The following is a 23,242-nucleotide window of genomic DNA, read 5'->3' on the forward strand; positions in this document are numbered from 1 at the left end:
GATTAATGTCAATAACACTAATACAACAATCAATTTTTTTACTTGAAACGTCAAGTCCAACAGAATACTTTAGCATATTTCAAAAATTTAAAAATGTTAAGTAAACAAAATCATATTGGATTTTATCTCATATTTTATGCAACATCTCTATATAAAAATAAAGTGTTTAAGTACTAATTCAAATTCAATATATGATTAAAATAAGGTTGATATTCCTCCCGAACAATATCATAAAAATGTATCTAGACCTTGGTAGTTATTACAACCTTATTTGTTTACTTTGTAAAGATATGAGACTTCGCGGAGCTTATCTTTGGAAATTTGTTCTAAAAACTCAGCGGAGCTGGTAGGTAGATATAAATCTATCTACTAGTATGTCTATTAAAAGTTAAAAAAAACTCCTGAAATTCAGGAGTTTTTTTATGAATGATATTTATAAATGCTTAAGCTTTTCCTGCAGCAGCAATCAAATTCAAAGCAGAACCGGCTACAAACCACTCAATTTGACTGGCATTGTAGGTATGATTCGCTAAAATGATGTCTTTACTACCATCTGCATGCACAAATTCTAAAGTCAAAGGTTTTCCCGGAGCAAAATCTACTAAGTCTAAGAAATTGATGGTATCATCTTCTTGTACTTTATCATAATCCGCTTCATTGGCAAACGTTAAACCTAACATTCCTTGCTTTTTCAAGTTGGTTTCATGAATTCTGGCAAATGATTTAACCAAAACCGCTTTTACACCCAAATGACGTGGCTCCATCGCAGCATGCTCACGTGATGAACCTTCACCGTAGTTATGGTCACCCACAACAATGGAAGCAATTCCGGCAGCTTTGTATGCACGTTGCACTTTCGGTACTTCTTCATACGCTCCTGTCAATTGATTCTTAACAGAATTAGCTTTCCCGTTGAAAGCATTTTCCGCTCCAATCAACATATTGTTTGAAATGTTATCCAAATGCCCACGGAAACGCAACCAAGGACCAGCCATCGAAATGTGGTCGGTGGTACATTTTCCAAATGCTTTGATTAATAATTTTGCACCGGTAATATTTTTACCATCCCAAGGTTGGAAAGGGTCTAATAATTGTAAACGCTCAGAAGTTGGTGAAACCAATACTTGAACACCAGATCCGTCTTCTGCCGGAGCTTGGAAACCGGCATCTTCCACTTCGAAACCTTTGGTTGGTAATTCATCTCCTACCGGAGGTAGTAATTTTACTTCTTGTCCGTTGTCCGCCAATAACGTATCCGTAATCGGGTTAAAATCCAAACGTCCTGAAATAGCCAAAGCAGCTACCATTTCAGGTGAAGTTACAAAAGCATGTGTGTTTGGGTTTCCATCAGCTCTTTTGGAAAAATTACGGTTAAAAGAGTGAACAATTGTATTTTTCTCTTGCTTGTCTGCACCTTCTCTATCCCATTGGCCGATACAAGGTCCGCACGCATTCGTGAACACTTTTGTTCCCATTTTCTCGAACGTTGCAATGATTCCGTCACGTTCAATGGTGTAACGAATTTGCTCAGAACCCGGATTGATTCCAAACTCTGCTTTAGGAGTAATGCCATGTGCAACAGCTTGTTCAACAATGGAAGCCGCACGCGACATATCTTCATAAGAAGAGTTGGTACACGAACCAATCAATCCCCACTCTACTTTTAGTGGCCAACCATTTGCTTCGGCTTCTGCTTTCATTTGAGAAACCGGTGTACCTCTATCCGGAGTAAAAGGACCATTGATATGTGGTTCTAATTCTGATAAGTTAATTTCAATTAATTGATCAAAATAATCAGCCGGATTTGCATACACTTCAGCATCAGCCGTTAAATAAGATGCAACTTTATCAGCCGCTAAAACAACATCTGCTCTTCCGGTAGCGTTCAAATAACGACGCATAGAATCATCGTATCCAAAAGTAGAAGTGGTTGCACCAATTTCTGCACCCATGTTACAAATGGTACCTTTTCCGGTACATGACATTGCCTCAGCACCTTCACCAAAATATTCAACAATAGCTCCGGTACCTCCTTTTACAGTTAAGATATCAGCAACTTTTAAAATCACATCTTTTGGAGCTGTCCAACCATTTAATTTTCCGGTTAGTTTTACCCCAATTAATTTAGGAAATTTTAATTCCCATGCCATTCCGGCCATCACATCTACCGCATCAGCACCACCCACACCAATAGCCAACATTCCTAATCCGCCTGCATTTACTGTATGTGAATCGGTTCCAATCATCATTCCACCCGGGAAAGCATAATTTTCTAACACAATTTGATGAATAATTCCCGACCCCGGTTTCCAAAATCCGATTCCATACTTGTTAGATACAGAAGATAAAAAGTCGAAAACCTCTTTTGATTGGGAATTCGCAACTTGTAAATCTGTTTTTGCTCCAACTTTTGCCTGAATTAAGTGGTCACAATGCACAGTAGTTGGCACTGCTACTTTACTTTTACCGGCATGCATGAACTGAAGTAACGCCATTTGAGCGGTTGCATCTTGACAAGCTACTCTATCCGGAGCAAAATCAACATAATCTTTTCCTCTGGTAAAAGCCTTTGTAGGCGTTCCTTCCCATAAATGAGAATATAAAATCTTTTCAGATAAAGTAAGTGGACGACCAACTAATTCACGTGCTTTATCAACACGTTCAGCCATAGTTGCATACACTTTTTGAATCATTTCAATATCAAAAGCCATAATATAAGTGTTATTTGTTTGTGGTGCGAATTTACGAAAACGTTAGAACATTGTAAAATTAATAGCATACTATCTTTTTTGGAAGTCATTTTTTATAGAAATGCTAATTTTTAAAAATTATTTTCAATAAAAATCAATTTTAGCTTAAAAAAATATAAAATTGATAAAATTAGATGTCATAAATGATAAATTTATAACCCAACCAATTCAAAATAGAATACTTTAAAATAAAAAATGATAACTATTTATCTCTCCAATCCAAAATTGGCTTTTCAAAAAAGCGATATAACAGGAATGAAAAAACAAAAGTCAGACATACATAACCAATTGTATATAAATGTAAAGAAAAGCCATCCATATCTTTTGAAGGAAAATAAAAATGTAATAATTGAAGTAGTACACTGTAATGTAATAAATAGATGGAATAAGAAATTTTACTTATAAAGGTAATGGTTTTGGAAAATAAAGCATGTTGATTTACTTTCCATTCAGATAAAAACGGAAGAAATAAAAGACACATAAAGGAGGTAAGCGGAAGATAAAATACATTCCAAAAATTGGGGTAAGTCTCGATAGTCAATTGAAAAAAGCCAACACCAACAAATAAAAACCCAAACAAAAGACATCCCAAAACAGCCGAGATAAATCGAATTTTTGTCCAAAACAAAGTATGATTTATCGCAACCCATGCAGCCAAAACACCATACAAAACAGCATCTAATCGATATACTACAATTGCTTTAATCCCCGTATTCCATTCCGATAAGGTGGTGTTTGTAGTAGTAAAAGCATAATATACTTTGGTACAAAAAAAGAAAAAAATCAAACCAAGTATTACCCATAAAAAGAAGTTAGCTTTATTTTTAGGTTGAACCACTTTCGTTTTAAAGAATAAGGCAAATGGCAATAATAAATAGGCAAATTCTTCTACAGATAAACTCCATGACTCGGGAAAAAATGAAGGCATAGGAGCTACAAAATTATGCAGAAAGAAAAAATATTTCCAAATATCCGAAATGGTGTAACCTATTAAAAAACTAATGAAAATATTGAGCATTAAAACCAAGTAATAATTGGGTAACGTACGTAGCCATCGTCGTTTTAAAAAAGTCAAAACATAGTGCAAAATAAAATCATTTTCGAGATAGAAATGATAAAGAATTTTTCCAATTAAAAAACCACTTAAAACAAAAAACAATTCTACTCCTAAATAGCCGAAAACCTGAAAAAGTTGAGAAATATAGTTATTTGAATGAGGATAAATCCATAAAACATGAGAACTTAATACCATCAAAATGGCCGTAGCTCTCATCAAATCTAATCCGAAAATTCGCTTTTTATTTTCCATGATGATTATCCTCACTAAATTATGTACTTTTGAAGTACATTTTTTTATATGTTAAAATCAAAGATATTCAAATTTTCAATTGTTCTATTTATTCTTTCCATTCTTGTGGGAACAATTTGGTATTTTACGCTTTCTACCCGTCATAAAGCCATTGTAAAAACTACTCTATTGCATAAAACCGGTTTAGTTGATAATGAATGGTTGGTTGAAAATAAAACAAAAGAATATAAAATGCTTTCACCTACCTTTATTGTAGATGATATCTATAAATCGATGGAAGGCCCAAAAGCGTCCAACTATGTGATGCTTTCTCAAGACTCAACCTTGCTTTGGATTACCGGTTTTAAAGTGGAAGCTCAAGATGCAAAAACAAGTAAAAAAATGTCAAATGATTTTATTTGTCATATGAATGTAGATATTAATGATATCAAATACTATTCAACTTTTGGATTAGAGCATCGAATTGGTAAACAATATCCCAGACTAACTTCTCTTTCGCATGGAATGGAAACGTTTACTTTTCCGGGAGGTTTTGGTGTGCCGATGAAGGGTAATGATTTATTATATGTTACCACGCAAACCTTAAATCACAATATCAAAAATGCGTATTATAAAGTGAAACACAAGGTCACGATTGCCTATGATGAAAAACAAAACCTCAAACCTTTGATGAGTAAAACGGCTTTTATCATGCTTCCGTATGATCAATATGACCCTTATAAAAGTCCGATTGACCCGGGAACCGATTTTTGTATTCCGGTAGAAACCAAAAATCATAGTTATGATGACGGGAAAGGGAATAAACTATCCGGACATTGGGTCATTCCGATAGGAAAAAACGAATACAGAAGTAACATCAACCATCAATTGGAAATAAAAGATAGTCTGCGGCTTCATGCAGCGGCCATTCATGTGCATCCGTTTGCCACAAAAATAATGTTGTTTAACAAAACTACTCAACAACCGATTTTTGAGAGCAATATCACCAATCATCAAAACAGCATTGGACTCAAAAACATAGAAAATTTTTCATCAGAAGAAGGCATTTGGCTATTTGCCAATCAAGAATATGAAATAGTGCTAGAGGTCAACAACACTTCTGCCACAGAACAAGATATGATGGGAAGCATGTTTTTATTCTTTTATGATAAAGAAATGGACAGCATCCTACAAAAAAGGTGGCTACACTAATTGACTGATAATTTTTTCAATACTTAGTCCTTCTGCATCGGCTTTGTAATTTTTTACAACTCTGTGACGCAAAATTCCCTCAGCTACAGCTTTCACGTCTTCACTATCCGGCGAGAACTTTCCGTTGAAAGCCGCATTGGCTTTGGCAGCTAAAATTAAGTTTTGAGAAGCACGAGGTCCGGCACCCCAATCAATATAATTTTTAACCAATTCAGGCGACATTGGATTATCGGGACGTGTTTTTGACACCAAAGTAACTGCATATTCAATGACATTATCAGCAACCGGAATTCGTCTGATTAAATGTTGAAAATCAATAATTTCTTGAGCTGTAAACAAAGCATTGATTAACGGTTTATCATCAGAAGTAGTGCTTTTTACCACTTGAACCTCTTCTGCAAAAGAAGGATAATCCAATTTTATTGAAAACATAAAACGGTCAAGTTGAGCTTCCGGCAAAGGATAAGTTCCTTCTTGCTCGATTGGGTTTTGAGTGGCTAAAACAAAATAAGGCAAACTCAATTTATGGTTTTGACCGGCAATGGTCACCGCTCTTTCTTGCATGGCTTCTAAAAGTGCCGCTTGCGTTTTGGGTGGTGTTCTGTTGATTTCATCTGCCAAAATAATATTGGAAAAAATGGGACCTTTAATAAACTTAAAGGTTCTGTTTTCATCTAAAATTTCGCTTCCTAAAATATCGGATGGCATCAAATCGGGTGTGAATTGAATACGTTTGAAATCCAATCCTAAAGCTTGAGCAATGGTATTTACCATCAAGGTTTTTGCCAAACCGGGAACACCAACCAATAAGGCGTGACCTCCCGAAAAAATACTCAATAAAATTTGATCAACTACAGCATCTTGACCCACAATAATTTTGGCAATTTCCGCTTTGAGTTCATTACGCTTTTGAACCAGAGATTGAATAGCAGCTACATCAGACATAAAAAGGATATTTATATTTTTAAACGAAAATTATTTTTTTAACCAGTTATTTGTGAACTCACAATCTCTGTACTCACCATTGATACGAATATAGGTTTCCATGATTTTTTCATTAGACCATTTTCCTATTTCATCAAATTGTTTTTCTTTCAAGGCTAAATCTTTGATTTTAATGTAATCTCTGGCATAGTCAGCCGTGTGAGAATCTACTCTATTTGAAACCATGAATAATTTATACTTCTTGGTTCCTTTTTGATCTTCATCTAAAATAGCCAATGAAACTTCATTTTCTTTTAAATTGGACACTTGACTATATAACGTTGGATCCATTTTTGTCAATTCAAATTTTGGATCAAGTGTTTTTGGGTTCAATAAAACGCCACCATTGGTTCGGGTTTCTTTTTCATCAGACATACTTCTTGCTGCTTCAGCAAACGTAATTTCTTTATCTACAATTCGTTTTCTGATTAAATTGGCTCTTTCTTTTGCTTCTTTGAGAGCCTCATCAGACACTTTTGGCGTTAATAAAATGTGACGTAATTCAATCTCTTGACCTTTAATTTTCTCCACTAAAATGATATGATAACCAAATTCCGTTTGAAAAGGTTTCGATATTTCTCCTTCATTCAAACTGAAAGCAACTTCTTTAAATTCTTTTACAAAAGGTGTTTTTCGATTCATTTTATAAAACCCACCACTTGCTCTTGAACCGGGATCTTGAGAATACAATACTGCTCTAGTTCTAAAACTTGCACCGTTGACTAGAACATCATTTCTGATTTCATTTAACTTATCAATAACCTTTTGAGTTTCAACTTGTGATACTTTTGGTTCAATCACGATTTGGGAAACTTCCAACTCTGCACCAAAAATTGGCAATTCATCAGCTGGAATTTTTTTAAAAAAGTTTCTAACCTCCTCAGGAGTAATTTCAACTTTCTCTACTACTTTGTTTCGCATTTCTGTAGAAAGCTTGTTTTGCTTTAACACATCAAAAAAGAAAGAACGAAATTCTTCCTGACTCTTTTTATTGTAGTATTTAAGCACTTTTTCCCAACTACCGATTTGTTCCAACATATAGTTCATTCTTTCTTCCATCATCCCATTAATTTCAGCATCTTTTACAACAATCGTACTGTCTTGAAGTGCTTGATGAGCATATAAACGGTCTTCCATTAATTTTCCTAACAATTGACAACGCGTAATATCAGTAATTGAAATACCTTGACTCGACAATTCGATGTATTCCATGTCAATATCGGAATCTAGAATAATATAATCTCCAACAGTTGCTATAACGCCATCAACTTTTTTTCTTTTATAATTTTTTACAGTGTCTTTCTTCACTGGTGTATTTTCCATGATAATTTCTTGTGCATGGCTAAAAAAGACAGCAAAAATCAACATAAACATAGCAACAACCTTCTTATTTATACCTTTCATATTTTTTATTTTTAATGGCATCATCTGTAATTTCTTTCTCAATTTTTTTAATTAATTCTAATTTTCTTTGGTTTATGATAAGTTCTTTCAATGTTTCTTTAACATAATCAAACGGACAAATTTCGTTTTTATCAATCACTTGACCAATTTTTACAAAATAAACAGTTAACGAATCCGCTTGTTGTATCGATTTCCCTGAGGCAACAAAATTCTCTCTATTTTCTGGAGTGATAAAAGGAAGTTTTTGATACACTTGGTTCATTTCAACCCAAACTGAATCATTTAAAGCAGAACTTTTTAATTGCAACTGATAGGTTTCCCAAAACTTTTTGTCTTGCTTTTTCCCATCAAAAAACTTATTCTTTATCAAATCAAATTTTGGATGGTCTTTAGGTAATTGAATGTAACGCAATTTCAATAATGAACCACTTGTTCTAAAATTCTCTTTGTTTTCGGTATAATACTTTTTTAAAGTTTCATTAGACACAACGGTATCCACCTCCCTTTTAACCATTTCTTCCAAATACGCTTTTGTATATAAATCTGCTTTATACTGTTGGATCAATTGATTAAACGAAACTTGTTGCTCCTTGCTAATATTGACTTCTGCAGCTTTAATCAACAACTTTTGCGTTGCCCATCGATCAATAAAACTATGAACAATTGTGATACTATCTTCTTTACTGGTTCCGGGAGCAATTAATTCTGCAATATCCGATTTAAAAAGATACTCTTCACCAACTCGGGCAATGGCTTCCGGTTTGGCTTCCGGTGTAAAATAAGAACACGAGGCCAAACAAAACAGAAGAAAACTCATTACACCCAATCGAATCATTACTGCTTAATTTGTTTTTTTACGGCTGCAAAAACATCCGGATTTGTTTTCACCGTAAATTCAGATTTCAAATTAGAAACCCAGTTTTCTTCTAAATATTGTTGATAATCATTTACCACTCTACCTTTACATTCTTCTAATGTTTTAGGACCGGCTTCTTTAATTTCATTCACTTTTACAATGTAAAAATAATTGCCTTCTTGTTTAATTTCAGAAAGTCCTTTTTTCAATGGAATCGTTTTTGGCAAGGCATCATTTCCTTCTTCAAAAGTTCCTGCCGTGGCCATTACATTGATAATGTCTTTCGTATTTAAAGTGGTCTTGATTTCTTCTATTGATTTATTTTTAGCCAATAGCTTGTGTGCCTTTTTGGCTACGTCGGCTTTAGTAGTGGATACAATGACTACATCATAGCGGTTTTTCCACAAATATTTGAATTTATTTGCTTCATGAAATGCTTTAATTCCTAATGTATCGGTTTTTGATTTTTCCCAAATTTCTTTTTCCATCAAATCAAACAACAATAAACCATCGCGGTATTCTTCCATAACAGCTGCGAACTCCGGAAATTCATTTTCTAGGTTAGCATTGTAGTATAAATTTAATTCAGAATCAACAAAATTTTGGTAATGAAAATCTACTAATTTCCCTATTGGTCTTGGTTGAACCGGATTTTTTTGTTGAGCATTTAAATAGTTTAAAAACAAGCTTCCGTAAACCTTCTTGTCTTCAAAAGAGAGTAACTCACCGTTATAATCTTTCATATTGGTTGGTAAATCCCAGTTGGATTCATAATAGCGATCATCGACCAATTTCTTGATTTTGGCATACAAAGCGTCATTTCGTTTTACCTTATATTTGGCTCTTAATTTCTCATTTAATGATTCTGTAATCTTTCTGGAACGATCATCACGACTGATTTTATTTTCCATTTCTCCCTTCGCTTCATCAAAAGTTTTTACAGGATGCTTTTCAATTAGTTTCATGATATGCCAACCAAATTGTGTTTGAAATGGTTTTGAAATTTCATCTTTCTTTTTCAAAGAAAAAGCAGTGTTTTCAAACTCTTCTGAGCTCAATTGTCCTGATCCAAATCGATTTAACAAACCTCCTTTTGATGCCGATGATTTATCTTGTGAAAATTGTTTTGCCAATGCTTCAAACTCTTCGCCCTGTTGAATTTTAGCATATATTTCGTTGATGGTTGTTTTATTTTTCTCCATTTCATCCGGATTATCGTCTGCCGGATTCATTAACATGATATGTGCAACAGTAACTTCTCCTCTATTGTCACGAATATCATTCACTTTAACCAAATGATATCCGAAACGCGTACGAACCGGAAGGGAAATTTCTCCTTTTGGAGTAGTAAAAGCGGCAGATTCAAATGAATAAACCATTCGAAAAGCAGAAAAATAACCTAAATTTCCTTTGTTTTCTTTTGCACTCGGATCTTGCGAATATTGCATGGCTAAAGTACCAAAATCTTCGCCATTTAAGGCTCTCTTACGCAATTCTAAAATTTGTTTATACACTCTTAGCGTATCTTCAGGCTTTGCAGATTCTTCTAATGATAAAAGTATATGTGAAGCATTTACCTCTTTTAGTGAGCGAGCATATCCTTCTTCCAACAATTCTTTGGTCACTTTTGAATCTGTCAAATAATTTTTAGCCAATTGACCTCTATATGATTTTAATTCACTTTGGTATTGCGTATTGTGTTGCAAACCTAATTTATTAGCCTTATTAATCTTTAATTTATAACCTATAAATAATTCAAAATAGTGATCTAAATCCTTTTGTGATTCATCTTTCACCAAATCCAAATTTTTATTGTAAACCCTAATAAACTCATCGGTATAATAAGGCTGATCGTCAATGGTAAAAAGAACTTGTTTGTTTGTTTGAGCAAAATTTAATCCGAAAATCAATAAAGCAATAGCAACATAAAAAGATTTTATTTTCATTTTGTAAAATGTATAAGACTACGGTTTAAAGTTAGATTTTGTTGTTATTTATGCAACTCACAAAATTAACAATTAAGACAGACTATACAAGAATACGCTCAACTATTAACAAAAATTTATTAACGAAAAATGTTTATTCTTTTTCAAGCAATAAACACTATTTTTGCAAACCTTTTTAAGACGGATATGAATTTTACAGACGAAATTAAACGAAGAAGAACTTTTGGTATTATTTCTCACCCTGATGCGGGTAAAACTACCTTAACAGAAAAACTTTTGCTTTTTGGTGGAGCAATACAAGAAGCCGGTGCGGTTAAAAACAATAAAATCAAAAAAGGAGCTACTTCCGATTTTATGGAAATTGAACGTCAAAGAGGAATTTCTGTTGCCACTTCTGTTTTAGCATTCAATTATAAAGATAAAAAAATCAACATTTTAGACACTCCTGGTCACAAAGATTTTGCTGAAGACACCTTTAGAACCTTGACTGCTGTTGACAGTGTAATTGTAGTAATTGACGTGGCAAAAGGAGTGGAAGAACAAACAGAAAAATTAGTACAAGTTTGTAGAATGCGTAACATTCCTATGATTGTTTTCATCAATAAATTAGACCGTGAAGGAAAAGACGCATTCGATTTGATGGATGAAGTTGAAAAAAAACTTCAACTAAAAGTTACACCGATGAGTTTTCCTATTGGTATGGGATATGACTTTCAAGGAATTTATAATTTATGGGAGAAAAACATCAACCTATTTAGCGGTGATAGTAGAAAAAACATTGAAGATACAATTGCTTTTTCCGATATCAATAATCCGGAATTAGAAAAAATAATTGGCCCAAAAGCTGCAGATAAATTGCGTGAGGAGCTTGAACTAATTAGTGAAGTATATCCGTCATTTTCACAAGAAGAATATTTAGCAGGACATTTGCAGCCGGTATTCTTTGGCTCGGCTTTAAATAATTTTGGAGTAAGAGAATTGTTAGATTGTTTTATTGAAATTGCTCCTTCGCCGAGAGGAAAGCATTCTGACACAAGAATGGTAGAACCTACCGAAACTAAGATGAGCGGATTTGTATTTAAAATTCATGCCAATATGGACCCAAAACACCGTGATAGACTGGCGTTTATCAAAATTGTATCGGGCACATTTGAACGCAACAAACCCTATTCTCATGTTCGGTTAAACAAAAGCTTAAAATTTTCGAGTCCGAATGCATTTTTTGCGGAGAAAAAAGAAATTGTTGATATATCCTATCCCGGAGACATTGTAGGTTTACATGATACCGGAAATTTTAAAATTGGCGACACCCTAACTGAAGGAGAAGTAATGAATTTTAGAGGAATACCAAGCTTTTCGCCGGAGCATTTTAGATACATTAACAATGCAGACCCAATGAAATCGAAACAATTGGAAAAAGGAATTGACCAATTGATGGACGAGGGTGTTGCTCAGTTATTTACGTTAGAAATGAACAACCGAAAAGTAATTGGAACCGTTGGAGCTCTTCAATATGAAGTTATTCAATACCGTTTGGAACATGAATATGGTGCAAAATGTACGTATGAAAACTTTCCGGCTCACAAAGCGTGTTGGGTAAGACCCGAAAATCCAAAAAATGAAGAATTTGCAGAATTCAGAAGAATTAAACAAAAATTTTTGGCTCATGACAAATATGGACAATTGGTTTTTTTAGCCGATTCTGAATTTACCATTCAAATGACACAAAGTAAGTTTCCAACCGTTAAGCTGTTCTTTACTTCAGAAATGGAGTAAATAAATGACTAACAGTTTATTTCGAGTTTAAATTAGTAAAATTTTATAGAATTTACTTTAAATTTTGAAAATCATTTTTATCTTTGCGACTTACTTATTGAATACTATGAAAAAATTTTATCAATTTTACTTAATTGCCTTTGTTCTTTTATCTGATTTTGTCATGTTTGCTCAACCAGGTGATGATGACGGTGGTGGTGGTTTAGAAGGTGATGATACACCGGCAGCTCCTATTGATGGAAAATTAATTTGGCTGGCGATTGCTGGGGTTCTTTTTTCATTGTATTATTTTAAATCAAAACAACAAAAAGCTTAAAATAGTAACCCCTTTAAAAGGGGTTTTTTTATGTCAATACATTAAATTCTATAATTTTGTTTACTTTTCTTAGCAAAAAAACCTATTTAACCGATTTGATTCCTTCAAATTATATTGACATTCATTCTCATCTTATTCCAGGAATCGATGATGGTGCAAAAACAATAGAAGATAGTTTAGGCTTAATAAATGAATTAAACAAAATTGGATTCAGTCAATTTATTACTACACCACATGTTATGCCTCCCGTATGGAAAAATAATACTTCCATAATTCAAAAAGGAGAAAAAGAAGTACAAGTAGCACTTGATAAAAATAATTTACCTTTTAAGGCAGCAGCTGAATACATGCTTGACCATCAGTTTTTAGATATTTTAAAAAACGAACAACTGCTGACACTAAAAGATAACTATCTGTTAGTAGAAATGTCTTATTTGAATCCACCTATTAATATTCAAGAAATAGTATATGAAATTCAAATCGCAGGGTACACGCCAATTTTAGCACACCCGGAACGATATTTATTCCTCCATCAAAACTTTGACTTTTATACAACACTTAAAAAATCGGGGTGCTTGTTTCAATTGAACTTGTTATCAGTTGTTGGATATTATGGATTGCCTGTTTTAAAGACTGCTGAAAAATTACTCAAACAAAGAATGATTGATTTTGTTGGGTCAGATCTACATCATTATAAACACCTTGCCGCTTTCAGTCAAAAAGTAGGGATAAAAGAAATGGCTCCTTTAAAAGAAGCCATTCAACAAAATCAATTATTTCGATTTTCTATTTAGTAGTTTTTTGTGCCAAGGCAATTCTACTTCTTCCTTATCAGCTCCGTAGCCATAGCCGTAGCCATAACCATAACCGTAGCCATAACCATATCCATAACCATAGGTTTTATTTGGATCAGTACCGTTAAGAATCATTGCCATATTGGGTAATTTCTTTTCTTTGTGTAATGATTTTGGTATAACTAAAGAATGTTTCTTCAAATAATTTGCACGAACAACATACACAAATACATCAGCAAATTTACTCACTAATAATGTGTCTGTTACCAAACTTACCGGAGCAGTATCAACCACAATATAATCATATTCAGCTTTAAGGTCTTCAAATAAGGAAGCAACCTTAGAATTATTTAATAATTCAGCCGGATTAGGCGGAATAACACCGGATGGCATTACCCAAAAATCTTTATGACCATCTTGCTTATAAACAATGTCACTTATTTTCAATTTATCATTGGAAAGATAATTACTCAAACCAACATTTGATTTGATTTTGATATATTCCATGATTTTTGGATGACGTAAATCCATTCCAATTAACAACACTTTTTTACCGTATAAAGATAACGTACTTGCAATATTTACGGCAACAAAAGTTTTTCCTTCTTTTGGGATGGTAGAAGTAATGAATATTGTTTTGGCTTTGTCTTCAGCAGTTGAAGCCAACATAAAATCTAAGTTGGTCAACAAAATCCTAAAGGACTCAGCCGTACTGGAACGACTTTCAGAAGTCATAATTTCATCACTGGTCTCTGATAGTGGAATATCTCCTAAGAATGGCAGACTTAATTGTTTTTCTAAATCCGTTCTGGAATGAATTTTAGTATCCAACAATTGATTTATATAAATAATCAAAAAAGGAATCAAAAGTCCTACTAATAAGGCGATTAAATAAACATTCTTTTTGTTTGGTGAAACAACTCCAACAGAATATCCCGAATCGATAATCTTTGCTTTTGGAGATGTTACTGCCAAAGAAATTGCTGTCTCTTCTTGTTTTTGACGTAAATAGAGATAAAGAGCTTCTTTAATATTTTGTTGACGCTCAATATTTCTGTATTTTCTATCTAAAGTTGGAACTTTTGAAACTTTACTACTAAACTTACTTTCTTGCTGCAATAATTGATTTTTTTCAACCAATAAAGCACTTTGCAAATTTTTTAATGTTTGAAGTATGGTAGCTTTTAATTCTATAATCTGTTGATTATAATTCAAAACGTTTGGATGATTAGGAGAAGTACTCTTTAGTAAATTATTTCTAGTCAAAACCAAGGTATTGTATTGGTTAATCATACTGTAAGAGGCATCTTCTGCCGGAATAATATTTTGTGGAAGTGTTTGATCATAACTGCTGTTTTTCAACAAAGGCAACATGATTTCTACCACTTTTAACTCTTTTCCATTTTTTACGATAGCTTTTTCATATTCAGAAGATGTGGCTAAATTTAACCCGGCATCGGTAACTAAATCAGTTAATCTATTTTCTTTTTTAAAACGTTCAGCACTTCGCTCTACGGTATCTAACTCACCGGTAATAATATTCAAACGCTCATTAATAAAATCTTGTGTATTTTTAGCTACTAGATTTTTATCATTCAAGGCGTCTTCATTAAATTGATACACTAAGTTATTTAAATAATCAATTCCCTTATTTTGAACAGGATCAACAACTGACAACTCTATAATTGTAGTTTTTTCACCTAAAGGCTTGACATTTAACTTGTTTTTATAACGTAATGCCGAATTTAGAATAGGACTTATTTTGATAATAATTGCATTGTTGAATCGAGCACGAGATGAAACTTTTTTTATCATGATCCTACCAACGGGTGAATCAAAATAATCGCCAAATTGATGTTGAATGTAATTCCCATTTGCTGTAAAAGCAATTTCAAATGTATTTTCTTTAACGTATTTAAAATGAAACTCACCTTTACTGTCTGTGGCATCAGCTTCTTTTTCAAAAACCAATTCAATGGGTGAGTCATCATATAATTCAGGAGTTAAAATTCTGCCTTCAGCATAATAGACAACATTAAACTTTAATTCTTTAACTGTATTTTGAGTTAATCTTCTGGAATTAAACATTTCTATTTCATTTTCCAGATTACTTTTTTTAACCCCTAGAATTCCTAAATCACTAAAAGCATCAATTTCTGAGGCAGCTCCTTTTTTATCATCCTTAATCAATACGGTTGTAGTTAAACCATATTGCGGCAATTGATATCGTAAATAAATATATGCACATGTTAACGACAATAATATACTCAATAAAAACCACTTCCAGTTTTTGATATAACGATAGAGTTGTTCCGTTAAATTAACTTTTGAATCAGCAGTATCAATATTTGTATTAAATTGTTGCATGCTTTATTTTGTTAATAAGATAATAGTAGTCAAAGCAAATCCAAGAATAGAAATTCCGGCAAGAATATTTGGTCCTATTGCCGTTGAATTAATTTTACGTTTGTTTGGCTCTACATAAACCAAATCATTTTGTGTAAGATAATAATATGGTGAATTTATAATTTCTGGATTTGTAATATCTAATCTCATTGTTGTTTTTACTCCATCTATTTCACGAACAACTAAAACATTTTCTCTTTTACCAAACAATGTCATATCACCGGCCATCGCTAAAGCCTCAAAAATAGTAATTCGCTCACTAGAAATTGTAAAAGTACCGGGATTATTAACTTCTCCTGCAACAGAAATCTTATAATTCATAATTCGTAAATTGATCACAGGATCTTTAGCAAATTCAGAAATTTTTGATTTTAACAATGAGATGACTTGTGTCCTATTTAATCCACTAACTTTTAAATCACCTAAAATGGGAAACTGAATAAATCCTGCATTATTGACCAAATAGGTTGTGCGTTGAAGTTGCATAGCATTAGCACCAACACCTCCCTCATTCTGACCTATATTAAAAGGTTCTGAAGCTTTAGGATCAATAGTAGAGATATGAATAAATAAAACATCATCTGCTTTGATTAGAGGCTCATAATTTGTGTTCTTACTTGATGAAGTATTACCAATCTCTTGAAGATAAACAACCTCTTTCTTAGGCACACAAGAAGTAATAATTACTGAGAGAAAAAGATATAAAAGGATATTTTTTTTAAACATGTGAAAAGTAAAATTAAATGCAAATATAGAAAAATTAACTGTCTAGTTCCTGAAAAACAGAATTCATACTTTTAAACTCAGGAACTAACTTTTTCATTTTTGAAACAATACTTGTATTTGGTTTAATATGAGCAGTAATAATCAAATCTTCAACTCCATCTGCAATAACGTCAAAATCATCACAAATTTCTTGAGCAATCATGATTTTTTCATGATGTGTGGTAAGATTTTTAGCTGAATTATTTAATAATTCTTCATATAATTTTTCACCGGGACGTAAACCAACTATCTTAATCTTGATTTCTTTATCAGGTGTATAACCGGCCAATCGAATCATTTTTTTGGCTAAATCGATAATTTTAACGGGTTCACCCATATCAAATATAAATATTTCGCCTCCATCACCCATTGCACCTGCCTCTAAAACCAATTGACAAGCTTCAGGTATCGTCATGAAGTATCGAATAATTTCTGGATGTGTTATTGTAATAGGTCCTCCTTCTTGAATTTGTTTAGTAAACAATGGAACTACGGAACCATTTGAACCTAATACATTACCAAAGCGAGTAGTGATATACTTTGTATGATTTTTTTCTTTGGAATTTTGATATTTGAAATGCATCGATTGTACATACATCTCTGCAATTCGCTTACTAGCCCCCATCACACTACTCGGATTTACTGCTTTATCAGTTGAAATCATTACAAAGCGTTCTGCTTTATATTTATGAGCCAAGTCAGCAACATTTTTAGTCCCCATCACATTAGTATAAATCGCTTGTGCTGGATTTTCCTCCATTAAAGGAACATGTTTATAGGCCGCTGCGTGATAGATAACTTCTGGCTTATAATGTTTAAATTTCTTTTCTAAATACTCTGCATTTCTTATATCACCTACCAATGTATAAACTGGACACTTACAATTTAAGGCTGATATCTCTAAAGTCAAATGATGTAAAGGTGTCTCAGCTTGATCTAACAATATTAATGAATGAGGTTCAAAACTCAAAACTTGTCTGACAATTTCACTTCCAATCGATCCTGCGGCTCCCGTTACCATAACCGTTTTATCTTTCAATTGACTCGATATGGCTTGCGTATCCAAAACAATTGGTTTTCGTTCAAGTAAATCCTGAATTTCAAAATTCTTAATGTTTTTTGAAATTTCTTTTTCGTTTTCCCAATCGGTTACTAACGGAATCGTCAATACTTTATAATTGTATTCTATACATTCATCAACAATTTGAGATCGCTCTTCTTTACTTAAACTATTGTCAGCAATGATTAAAGCCTCAGCTTTATTCAATCGCATCAATACAGGAATTTTACGTTTAAATTCCAAAATAGGTAAATCTAATATTCTCTTAGTGTTATTTTGATTTCGCTTATCAATGAAACCTATCAATTTAAAACGTTGAGGCGCTTCAGATTTTAAAGCATTGGCAACCGCAATAGCATTAGCATCTGTACCATAAATCAAGGCTTTGATTTTAGGCCCTTCATGTGCTACTGTAAAATATTTTTCGAATATCTGTTTAACAACAACTCTGTAAAAAAACAGAAAGCTAAATGAAAGTACTGCTTGAATAAAAATACCGGTATTCAAAAACATTTTTTCTTTTCCGGTTATTACAAATATAAAATTGAAAACTACAAAAAATGCCATCACAGAAAACTGTGAGAAAAACAATTTCAAAGCATCAATATAAGACGAATGTCTAATGATACCGGAATAGGTTCTAAATAACCAAAAGAAAAAAACATTTACAAATACATAGGTAGGAATAGCGATTAGCATATTCTCCATTCTAATATAGTGAAACTTAATTCCACTAAGAAGAATAAAAGTTACAATGCCTGAAAAAACAACAAAAGAAAGATCTAGCAATAGAACAACCCACCTTGGTAAATATCCAAGATTTTTAAGGTTGAGTCTTAGCCTTAAATTATTAAAATAACTTAATAACTCTCGAACAAAATTGCTCTTATCTTTCAAAATTTTTAATTACAAATTAAACAATACGTAAAAATAAAACTTTTTTTCTAATCTCTTAAAAAAATCTTAAAAATCAAATAAAGTTTCAACAACTGCCTTTATTCTTGCACAATCTTCAGCATTCAAATTAGACCCAGAAGGCAAACAAAGTCCGTTTTCAAATAGATTTTCAGCTACTTTTCCTCCATAATAAGGATATTGTTCAAATATGGGTTGTAAATGCATCGGTTTCCATAAAGGTCGACATTCAATATTTTCAACTTCCATGGCTAATCGTAACGTTTCACGGGTAATTCCATTCGTTTTTTGAGGATCAATCACAATACAAGACAACCAATGATTCGAAAAATAATCGGTATTGGGTTCAGAAAAAACAGTCACACCTTCAACCTCTTTAAATAAATCAACATAAAAATCGTGCATTTTTCTACGTAAGGCAATGTGTTGGTCCAACACTTCCATTTGTCCTCTACCTATTCCGGCACAAATATTACTCAATCTATAATTGTAGCCAATTTCACTGTGTTGATAATGCGGAGCTGCATCCCTTGCTTGTGTAGCTAAAAATACGGCTTTGTCTTTATGTTCTTTTTGTGAAGAAACCAAGGCTCCTCCTCCGGAAGTCGTGATAATTTTATTTCCATTAAAAGACAAAGCAGCCAATTGTCCAAAAGTGCCACAATTTTTTCCTTGAAAAGTACTCCCTAATGCTTCTGCACTATCTTCTAGGACAGGAATACTATATTTTTCAGCAACCGCCATTACTTCTTTCACTTTAAATGGCATTCCGTACAAGTGAACAGCAATAATCGCTTTTGGTTTTTTCCCTTTCGAAATGCGGTCAATAATGGCTTCTTCCAATGCAACCGGACAAATGTTCCACGTCTCAGATTCACTATCTACAAAAACAGGCGTAGCCCCCAAATAAGCAATGGGATTAGCCGAGGCAGAAAAAGTCATACTCTGACAAATCACCTCATCTCCGGGCTGAACATCTAACAAAATCAGTCCCAAATGCAAAGCCGCCGTTCCGGAACTTAACGCTGCAACATGATGCTTTCCTCCTAAATAATTTTCCAAATCCTGTTCAAAACCGGAAACATTTGGTCCTAAAGGAGCTACCCAATTGGTATCAAAAGCTTCTTGCACATATTTTTGCTCATTGCCCCCCATGTGTGGGGAGGACAACCATATTTTAGATTTATTCATCGCTTGAATGATATTTAATTATTTTACCGGGATTTCCAACAACTACAGCATAATCCGGAACGTCACGAATGATTACAGAACCGGCACCAATAGTAGCCCATTTCCCAATTTTTATACCTTGAATAACAGAAGAACCTATTCCAATATGCGTCCCTTCACCTACCGAAACATTACCGGCCAAAGATACTCCCGGAGAGATATGAACATAATCCTCAATTTTACAATCATGCTCAATAATACAACCGGTGTTCAAAATACAATGTTTTCCAACTTCTACATTTGGATTGATAATTACTCCGGCCATTATCACTGTTCCCTCCGCTACTTTAAGATAGGGAGAAAGAATGGTCGAGGGATGGATTCCCACAGCAAATTTTAATGTAAATTTTTGTGATAGTTTTTTTCGAATGGAATTATTCCCCACACCAATAAGTATTTGAAAATCATCTATTTGCTTAAATTGTGTAGTATGGAATACCGGAATACCTAAAATAGTTTCTTGTTTTGGATGATCGTCTAAAAAAGCTACAACTTCCTGTTGTGCGGATTGCAACAAATCAGCAATCACTTTACCATGACCACTCGCTCCAAATATGATGATTTTAGTTGCCATTAAATGGTTCGATTGTGGCTGCATCGGCAGCGTTAATGCCTTCTTTTTTTATCACTTTCAAAACAGTCATAAACAATATTTTCAAATCTACACCAAAGCTTAAATGATCAACATACCAAACATCCAATTCAAACTTCTTATCCCAAGAAATAGCATTTCGTCCATTTACTTGGGCCCAACCGGTAATACCGGGTTTAACCTCATGGCGTCGGTTTTGAAAATCATTATACAAATGTAAATAATGCGTCAATAAGGGTCGTGGACCTATTAAACTCATATCACCTTTCAACACATTCAATAACTGTGGAATTTCATCTAAGGAAGTTTTTCTTACCAAACCACCTATTGAAGTTAATCGATCCGCATCCGGTAATAATTTTCCATCTTTATCCTTTTTATCATTCATGGTTTTAAACTTTACGATATGAAATATCGCTCCATTTTTTCCGGGTCTTGCCTGAATAAAAAAAGGTTTTCCTTGGTTGGCAAAATAAAGAAAAACAGTAATTAAAATGAATAGTGGAGAAAGAATGATTAATCCTAATAGGGCAGTCGTAAAATCTAAAAATCCTTTTATGAAATTTTTATACATTGATTAGGATAAACTTAAATCGAGTGGCAAAGGTAAGCAAAAGTAAATTCAAATCACAATTGAAAATTTTTTGGATTCGTTACGTTTAATTTATCTTTTTATATTCTCTCAACAAGGCTTGCCAAACCACCTTTTGTTCAAAGCGACTAACAATCAACTTTCTGGCATTTGATTGTAAATAACAATATAATTCTTGATTTTCCATTACATCAGACATCGCTTCTAAAAGTAATTTTTCATCCTTTACGGGAATAATTATTCCATTTTCTTTAGGAATAATAATTTCATTACATCCGTTGATATTGGACACAATAGAAGGTAATTCCATCGCTCCGGCTTGCATGACTACATTCGGAAATCCCTCTCTGTAACTTGGGAAAACCAAACAATGGGAGATGGAAAAAAACAAGCGAACATCTTGTTGATAGCCAACGGATATGATTTGTTTTACATTTTCGATTGCCTCCAAAGTCTGAGGCAATAAAGGGTCTAAATCAGATTCCAACGGGCCAACCAAAATCAACTTAGCATTCGGATGATTGATTTTTAATTTTCGAAAAGCGGCTACCATTTCATTGATACCTTTGTCTGTAACTAATCTTCCAACAAACACAAACACAAAATCTTGGTCTTCAATACCATATCGTGTTTTAAGAGCTTCCTTTTCTGCAAATGAAAAATGTTCTTTACAGAAATAAGAAGTGTTTATACCATTGCTGCTACCATTGGCTAAAACCTTCAACTTCTTGAATTTGGCATAGTTGTTTTTAAGTATTATATCATACAACCCTTTTGAGTTTGGATATACTTTAGTAGCAAATGTGTAAGTCAATTTCTCAACAAAATCCAATACTTTTCGTTTCGAACCGGTTTCTTCCAATAAAGGTAAACCGGCTACCGTATGAAAACGATTCGGAACCCTTGCCATAAATGCGGCTAACATGCCAACTATTCCTGCTTTGGGAGTATGTGTGTGAACTATTGCCGGTCTGACTTTCAATAAAAACCATACTAGTTTTAAAACGGCTATTATATCTTTGAAAGGAGTTATCTTCCGAGTCATTTCCAAATGAAAGGTTGAAACACCTTCCCTTACTCCAACTTTTTCCAAATATTCTTTTTCTGAGGAAACGGCTATCACCTCATAATGCTGCTGCATAAACTTCAATTGCCCTTCTAATAATTTGTCCAATGACAAAGGCACGGTTGTAATTCGAACTAATCTAGGCTTTTTGGTTTTCACGTGTTGCACTACTAAATAATTTAATTCCTAACCAAAAGATGGCTACAACCATAAATGGAGCATACATCAACTTGGTTCGCATAAATATTCCGAAATTAGCATATCGAAATACATAAACACAGCCGGAGAACAACCCAAATAAAAGGGCAGAACTCCACCACAAAGGAACAGCTTTCTTTTGAATTTCCCTCCAAAATCGTATAATTAAATAACCAAAAAACAAAACCAAGAAAAGTAACAACAAGTTCTCCAGCCCTACTATCCACCCTTTTAAAGTGTTAACTTCTAGCGGTAAGGGTCGGAAATAAAAAGAAAATAATTTGTAAAAAAAAGAATAGTCCTCCATTGGCACATAACTATTCGAACGTTCAAACGATAAAACCGAACCACGATTAAACCGTACAATTCTATCCCAATCCAAACGTCGTATATGGGATAATTGTAAAACCATATAGCCTAGTGCTACTGCTATGGAAAGTCCAAAAGTGGACCATTTCAATTTCGAAAAAAAAGTGGCTTTCCCAAACAAAAGAAAACTGACTCCAAAAGCTCCTGTAACCAAAATAGCCACATGCGGTCGGATGATAATCAACAATAAACAAGCCATGACAAAGGAAATTGAAGTGTATTTTTTTTGAAAACTAATCACACCAAACACTTGCACCAAACTCCAAAAAATGAGTGGCTCTTTCCCTAAAACAGCTGTCCAATAATGCAAATTAGGCCATATAAAAAGAAACAAAAACAGAAAAGATTTACCCTTGAAACTGCACTGATTTAACAAATGATAAGTCCACTTTAAAAATAGCCAAATCGCTATATATCCCAACAATCCATAAAGTAAAAAACCACCCAAAAAAGAGAGGCCTAGCTGAATAAAAGGATAATTTAACCACACGACAAAATCCGTTCCGTAAGAAAAAAAGTCAAACCAATCTTTACCGGCAATATCAAAATCTAAACCCCAATAATGATGAGCATCAGAATGTCCTCTTGCCACCCGCTCTTGCCAAGCTAGAAAAACAAAAACAAAATGCCAAACAAACAACACGAAACGAAATCCAAAAGAATCCGGTGGAAAATTCCAAACGGCGAATCGCTTAGGAAATATTTGAGTTGAAAAAGTCAAAT

At 33.5% G+C, this 23,242-nt stretch carries 18 protein-coding genes; 4 read left to right on the forward strand and 14 right to left on the reverse strand.

Going from position 1 to position 23,242, the window contains the following annotated elements; translation table 11 throughout:
* Positions 1 to 443: 443 nt before the first annotated feature.
* Positions 444 to 2,711, reverse strand: coding sequence for an aconitate hydratase (locus H601_RS0103505; protein WP_026710214.1), 2,268 nt, complete (start codon positions 2,709 to 2,711; stop codon positions 444 to 446).
* A 241-nt stretch (positions 2,712 to 2,952) separates the two neighbouring features.
* Positions 2,953 to 4,074 carry an acyltransferase family protein gene (locus H601_RS0103510; RefSeq protein WP_156900336.1) on the reverse strand — a complete coding sequence of 374 codons (1,122 nt, stop codon included), beginning with the start codon at positions 4,072 to 4,074 and terminating at the stop codon, positions 2,953 to 2,955.
* 33 nt (positions 4,075 to 4,107) lie between these two features.
* Here H601_RS0103510 and H601_RS0103515 point away from each other — a divergent pair, with 33 nt between their 5' ends.
* Positions 4,108 to 5,250, forward strand: coding sequence for a hypothetical protein (locus H601_RS0103515; RefSeq protein WP_026710216.1), 1,143 nt, complete (start codon positions 4,108 to 4,110; stop codon positions 5,248 to 5,250).
* Here the strand turns inward: H601_RS0103515 and H601_RS0103520 are convergent.
* The 4 genes from H601_RS0103520 to H601_RS0103535 are packed head-to-tail and all read right to left on the reverse strand — an operon-like array spanning position 5,242 to position 10,440.
* Entirely contained in the window at positions 5,242 to 6,195 is a 954-nt protein-coding gene (locus H601_RS0103520; RefSeq protein WP_026710217.1) for an AAA family ATPase, read from the reverse strand. The two genes, H601_RS0103515 and H601_RS0103520, sit on opposite strands and share 9 nt — an antisense overlap.
* 30 nt (positions 6,196 to 6,225) lie before the next feature.
* Positions 6,226 to 7,659: a peptidylprolyl isomerase gene (locus tag H601_RS0103525; protein WP_026710218.1), complete on the reverse strand. Its 1,434-nt coding sequence runs from the start codon at positions 7,657 to 7,659 to the stop codon at positions 6,226 to 6,228.
* Complete coding sequence (locus H601_RS0103530; RefSeq protein WP_035655501.1) at positions 7,622 to 8,473, reverse strand: hypothetical protein; 852 nt, start codon at positions 8,471 to 8,473, stop codon at positions 7,622 to 7,624. The genes H601_RS0103525 and H601_RS0103530 overlap by 38 nt, the downstream gene beginning before the upstream one ends.
* Entirely contained in the window at positions 8,473 to 10,440 is a 1,968-nt protein-coding gene (locus tag H601_RS0103535; protein WP_026710220.1) for a peptidylprolyl isomerase, read from the reverse strand. Before H601_RS0103535 ends, H601_RS0103530 begins: the two co-directional genes overlap by 1 nt.
* Before the next feature lie 186 nt (positions 10,441 to 10,626).
* Between H601_RS0103535 and H601_RS0103540 the strand changes: the two genes are divergently transcribed.
* The 3 genes from H601_RS0103540 (at position 10,627) to H601_RS0103550 (ending at position 13,326) form a co-directional block, all read left to right on the forward strand.
* The gene (locus H601_RS0103540; RefSeq protein ID WP_026710221.1) at positions 10,627 to 12,216 is read left to right on the forward strand and encodes a peptide chain release factor 3; all 1,590 of its coding nucleotides are present in this window, start codon (positions 10,627 to 10,629) and stop codon (positions 12,214 to 12,216) included.
* 106 nt (positions 12,217 to 12,322) lie between these two features.
* The gene (locus tag H601_RS0103545; protein ID WP_035655503.1) at positions 12,323 to 12,532 is read left to right on the forward strand and encodes a hypothetical protein; all 210 of its coding nucleotides are present in this window, start codon (positions 12,323 to 12,325) and stop codon (positions 12,530 to 12,532) included.
* 56 nt (positions 12,533 to 12,588) lie between these two features.
* Positions 12,589 to 13,326, forward strand: a complete 738-nt coding sequence (locus H601_RS0103550) for a tyrosine-protein phosphatase (protein WP_026710223.1) — start codon at positions 12,589 to 12,591, stop codon at positions 13,324 to 13,326.
* Here the strand turns inward: H601_RS0103550 and H601_RS0103555 are convergent.
* From H601_RS0103555 to H601_RS0103590, 8 genes are all read right to left on the reverse strand, one after another.
* Positions 13,306 to 15,693: a GumC family protein gene (locus tag H601_RS0103555; protein WP_026710224.1), complete on the reverse strand. Its 2,388-nt coding sequence runs from the start codon at positions 15,691 to 15,693 to the stop codon at positions 13,306 to 13,308. The two genes, H601_RS0103550 and H601_RS0103555, sit on opposite strands and share 21 nt — an antisense overlap.
* A 3-nt stretch (positions 15,694 to 15,696) precedes the next feature.
* On the reverse strand, positions 15,697 to 16,458 hold the full coding sequence (locus tag H601_RS0103560; RefSeq protein ID WP_035655504.1) for a polysaccharide biosynthesis/export family protein: 762 nt from the start codon (positions 16,456 to 16,458) through the stop codon (positions 15,697 to 15,699).
* 34 nt (positions 16,459 to 16,492) lie between these two features.
* Entirely contained in the window at positions 16,493 to 18,265 is a 1,773-nt protein-coding gene (locus H601_RS0103565) for a polysaccharide biosynthesis protein (protein ID WP_245571607.1), read from the reverse strand.
* Between the two features lie 255 nt (positions 18,266 to 18,520).
* Positions 18,521 to 19,663 carry a DegT/DnrJ/EryC1/StrS family aminotransferase gene (locus tag H601_RS0103570; protein WP_026710227.1) on the reverse strand — a complete coding sequence of 381 codons (1,143 nt, stop codon included), beginning with the start codon at positions 19,661 to 19,663 and terminating at the stop codon, positions 18,521 to 18,523.
* A complete protein-coding gene (locus tag H601_RS0103575; protein ID WP_245571608.1) occupies positions 19,656 to 20,276 on the reverse strand; it encodes an acetyltransferase in 621 nt (206 codons plus the stop codon). The genes H601_RS0103570 and H601_RS0103575 overlap by 8 nt, the downstream gene beginning before the upstream one ends.
* Positions 20,266 to 20,868 (reverse strand): sugar transferase, encoded by a 603-nt coding sequence (locus H601_RS0103580; protein ID WP_026710229.1) that lies wholly within the window; start codon positions 20,866 to 20,868, stop codon positions 20,266 to 20,268. Before H601_RS0103580 ends, H601_RS0103575 begins: the two co-directional genes overlap by 11 nt.
* Positions 20,869 to 20,953: 85 nt before the next feature.
* Entirely contained in the window at positions 20,954 to 22,111 is a 1,158-nt protein-coding gene (locus tag H601_RS0103585; RefSeq protein WP_035655506.1) for a glycosyltransferase family 4 protein, read from the reverse strand.
* Positions 22,092 to 23,240 carry a hypothetical protein gene (locus H601_RS0103590; RefSeq protein ID WP_026710231.1) on the reverse strand — a complete coding sequence of 383 codons (1,149 nt, stop codon included), beginning with the start codon at positions 23,238 to 23,240 and terminating at the stop codon, positions 22,092 to 22,094. The genes H601_RS0103585 and H601_RS0103590 overlap by 20 nt, the downstream gene beginning before the upstream one ends.
* Positions 23,241 to 23,242 lie beyond the last annotated feature (2 nt).

The sequence above is a fragment of the Flavobacterium filum DSM 17961 genome (assembly GCF_000425465.1).
Lineage (GTDB): Bacteria > Bacteroidota > Bacteroidia > Flavobacteriales > Flavobacteriaceae > Flavobacterium > Flavobacterium filum.

Coding starts and splice junctions, on each gene's coding strand:
- H601_RS0103515 (WP_026710216.1), top strand. CDS start 4,108: ATGTTAAAATCAAAGATATTCAAATTTTCAATTGTTCTATTTATTCTT.
- H601_RS0103570 (WP_026710227.1), bottom strand. CDS start 19,663: ATGAATAAATCTAAAATATGGTTGTCCTCCCCACACATGGGGGGCAAT.
- H601_RS0103560 (WP_035655504.1), bottom strand. CDS start 16,458: ATGTTTAAAAAAAATATCCTTTTATATCTTTTTCTCTCAGTAATTATT.
- H601_RS0103505 (WP_026710214.1), bottom strand. CDS start 2,711: ATGGCTTTTGATATTGAAATGATTCAAAAAGTGTATGCAACTATGGCT.
- H601_RS0103530 (WP_035655501.1), bottom strand. CDS start 8,473: ATGATTCGATTGGGTGTAATGAGTTTTCTTCTGTTTTGTTTGGCCTCG.
- H601_RS0103535 (WP_026710220.1), bottom strand. CDS start 10,440: ATGAAAATAAAATCTTTTTATGTTGCTATTGCTTTATTGATTTTCGGA.
- H601_RS0103575 (WP_245571608.1), bottom strand. CDS start 20,276: ATGGCAACTAAAATCATCATATTTGGAGCGAGTGGTCATGGTAAAGTG.
- H601_RS0103540 (WP_026710221.1), top strand. CDS start 10,627: ATGAATTTTACAGACGAAATTAAACGAAGAAGAACTTTTGGTATTATT.
- H601_RS0103555 (WP_026710224.1), bottom strand. CDS start 15,693: ATGCAACAATTTAATACAAATATTGATACTGCTGATTCAAAAGTTAAT.
- H601_RS0103545 (WP_035655503.1), top strand. CDS start 12,323: ATGAAAAAATTTTATCAATTTTACTTAATTGCCTTTGTTCTTTTATCT.
- H601_RS0103580 (WP_026710229.1), bottom strand. CDS start 20,868: ATGTATAAAAATTTCATAAAAGGATTTTTAGATTTTACGACTGCCCTA.
- H601_RS0103525 (WP_026710218.1), bottom strand. CDS start 7,659: ATGCCATTAAAAATAAAAAATATGAAAGGTATAAATAAGAAGGTTGTT.
- H601_RS0103520 (WP_026710217.1), bottom strand. CDS start 6,195: ATGTCTGATGTAGCTGCTATTCAATCTCTGGTTCAAAAGCGTAATGAA.
- H601_RS0103565 (WP_245571607.1), bottom strand. CDS start 18,265: ATGGAGAATATGCTAATCGCTATTCCTACCTATGTATTTGTAAATGTT.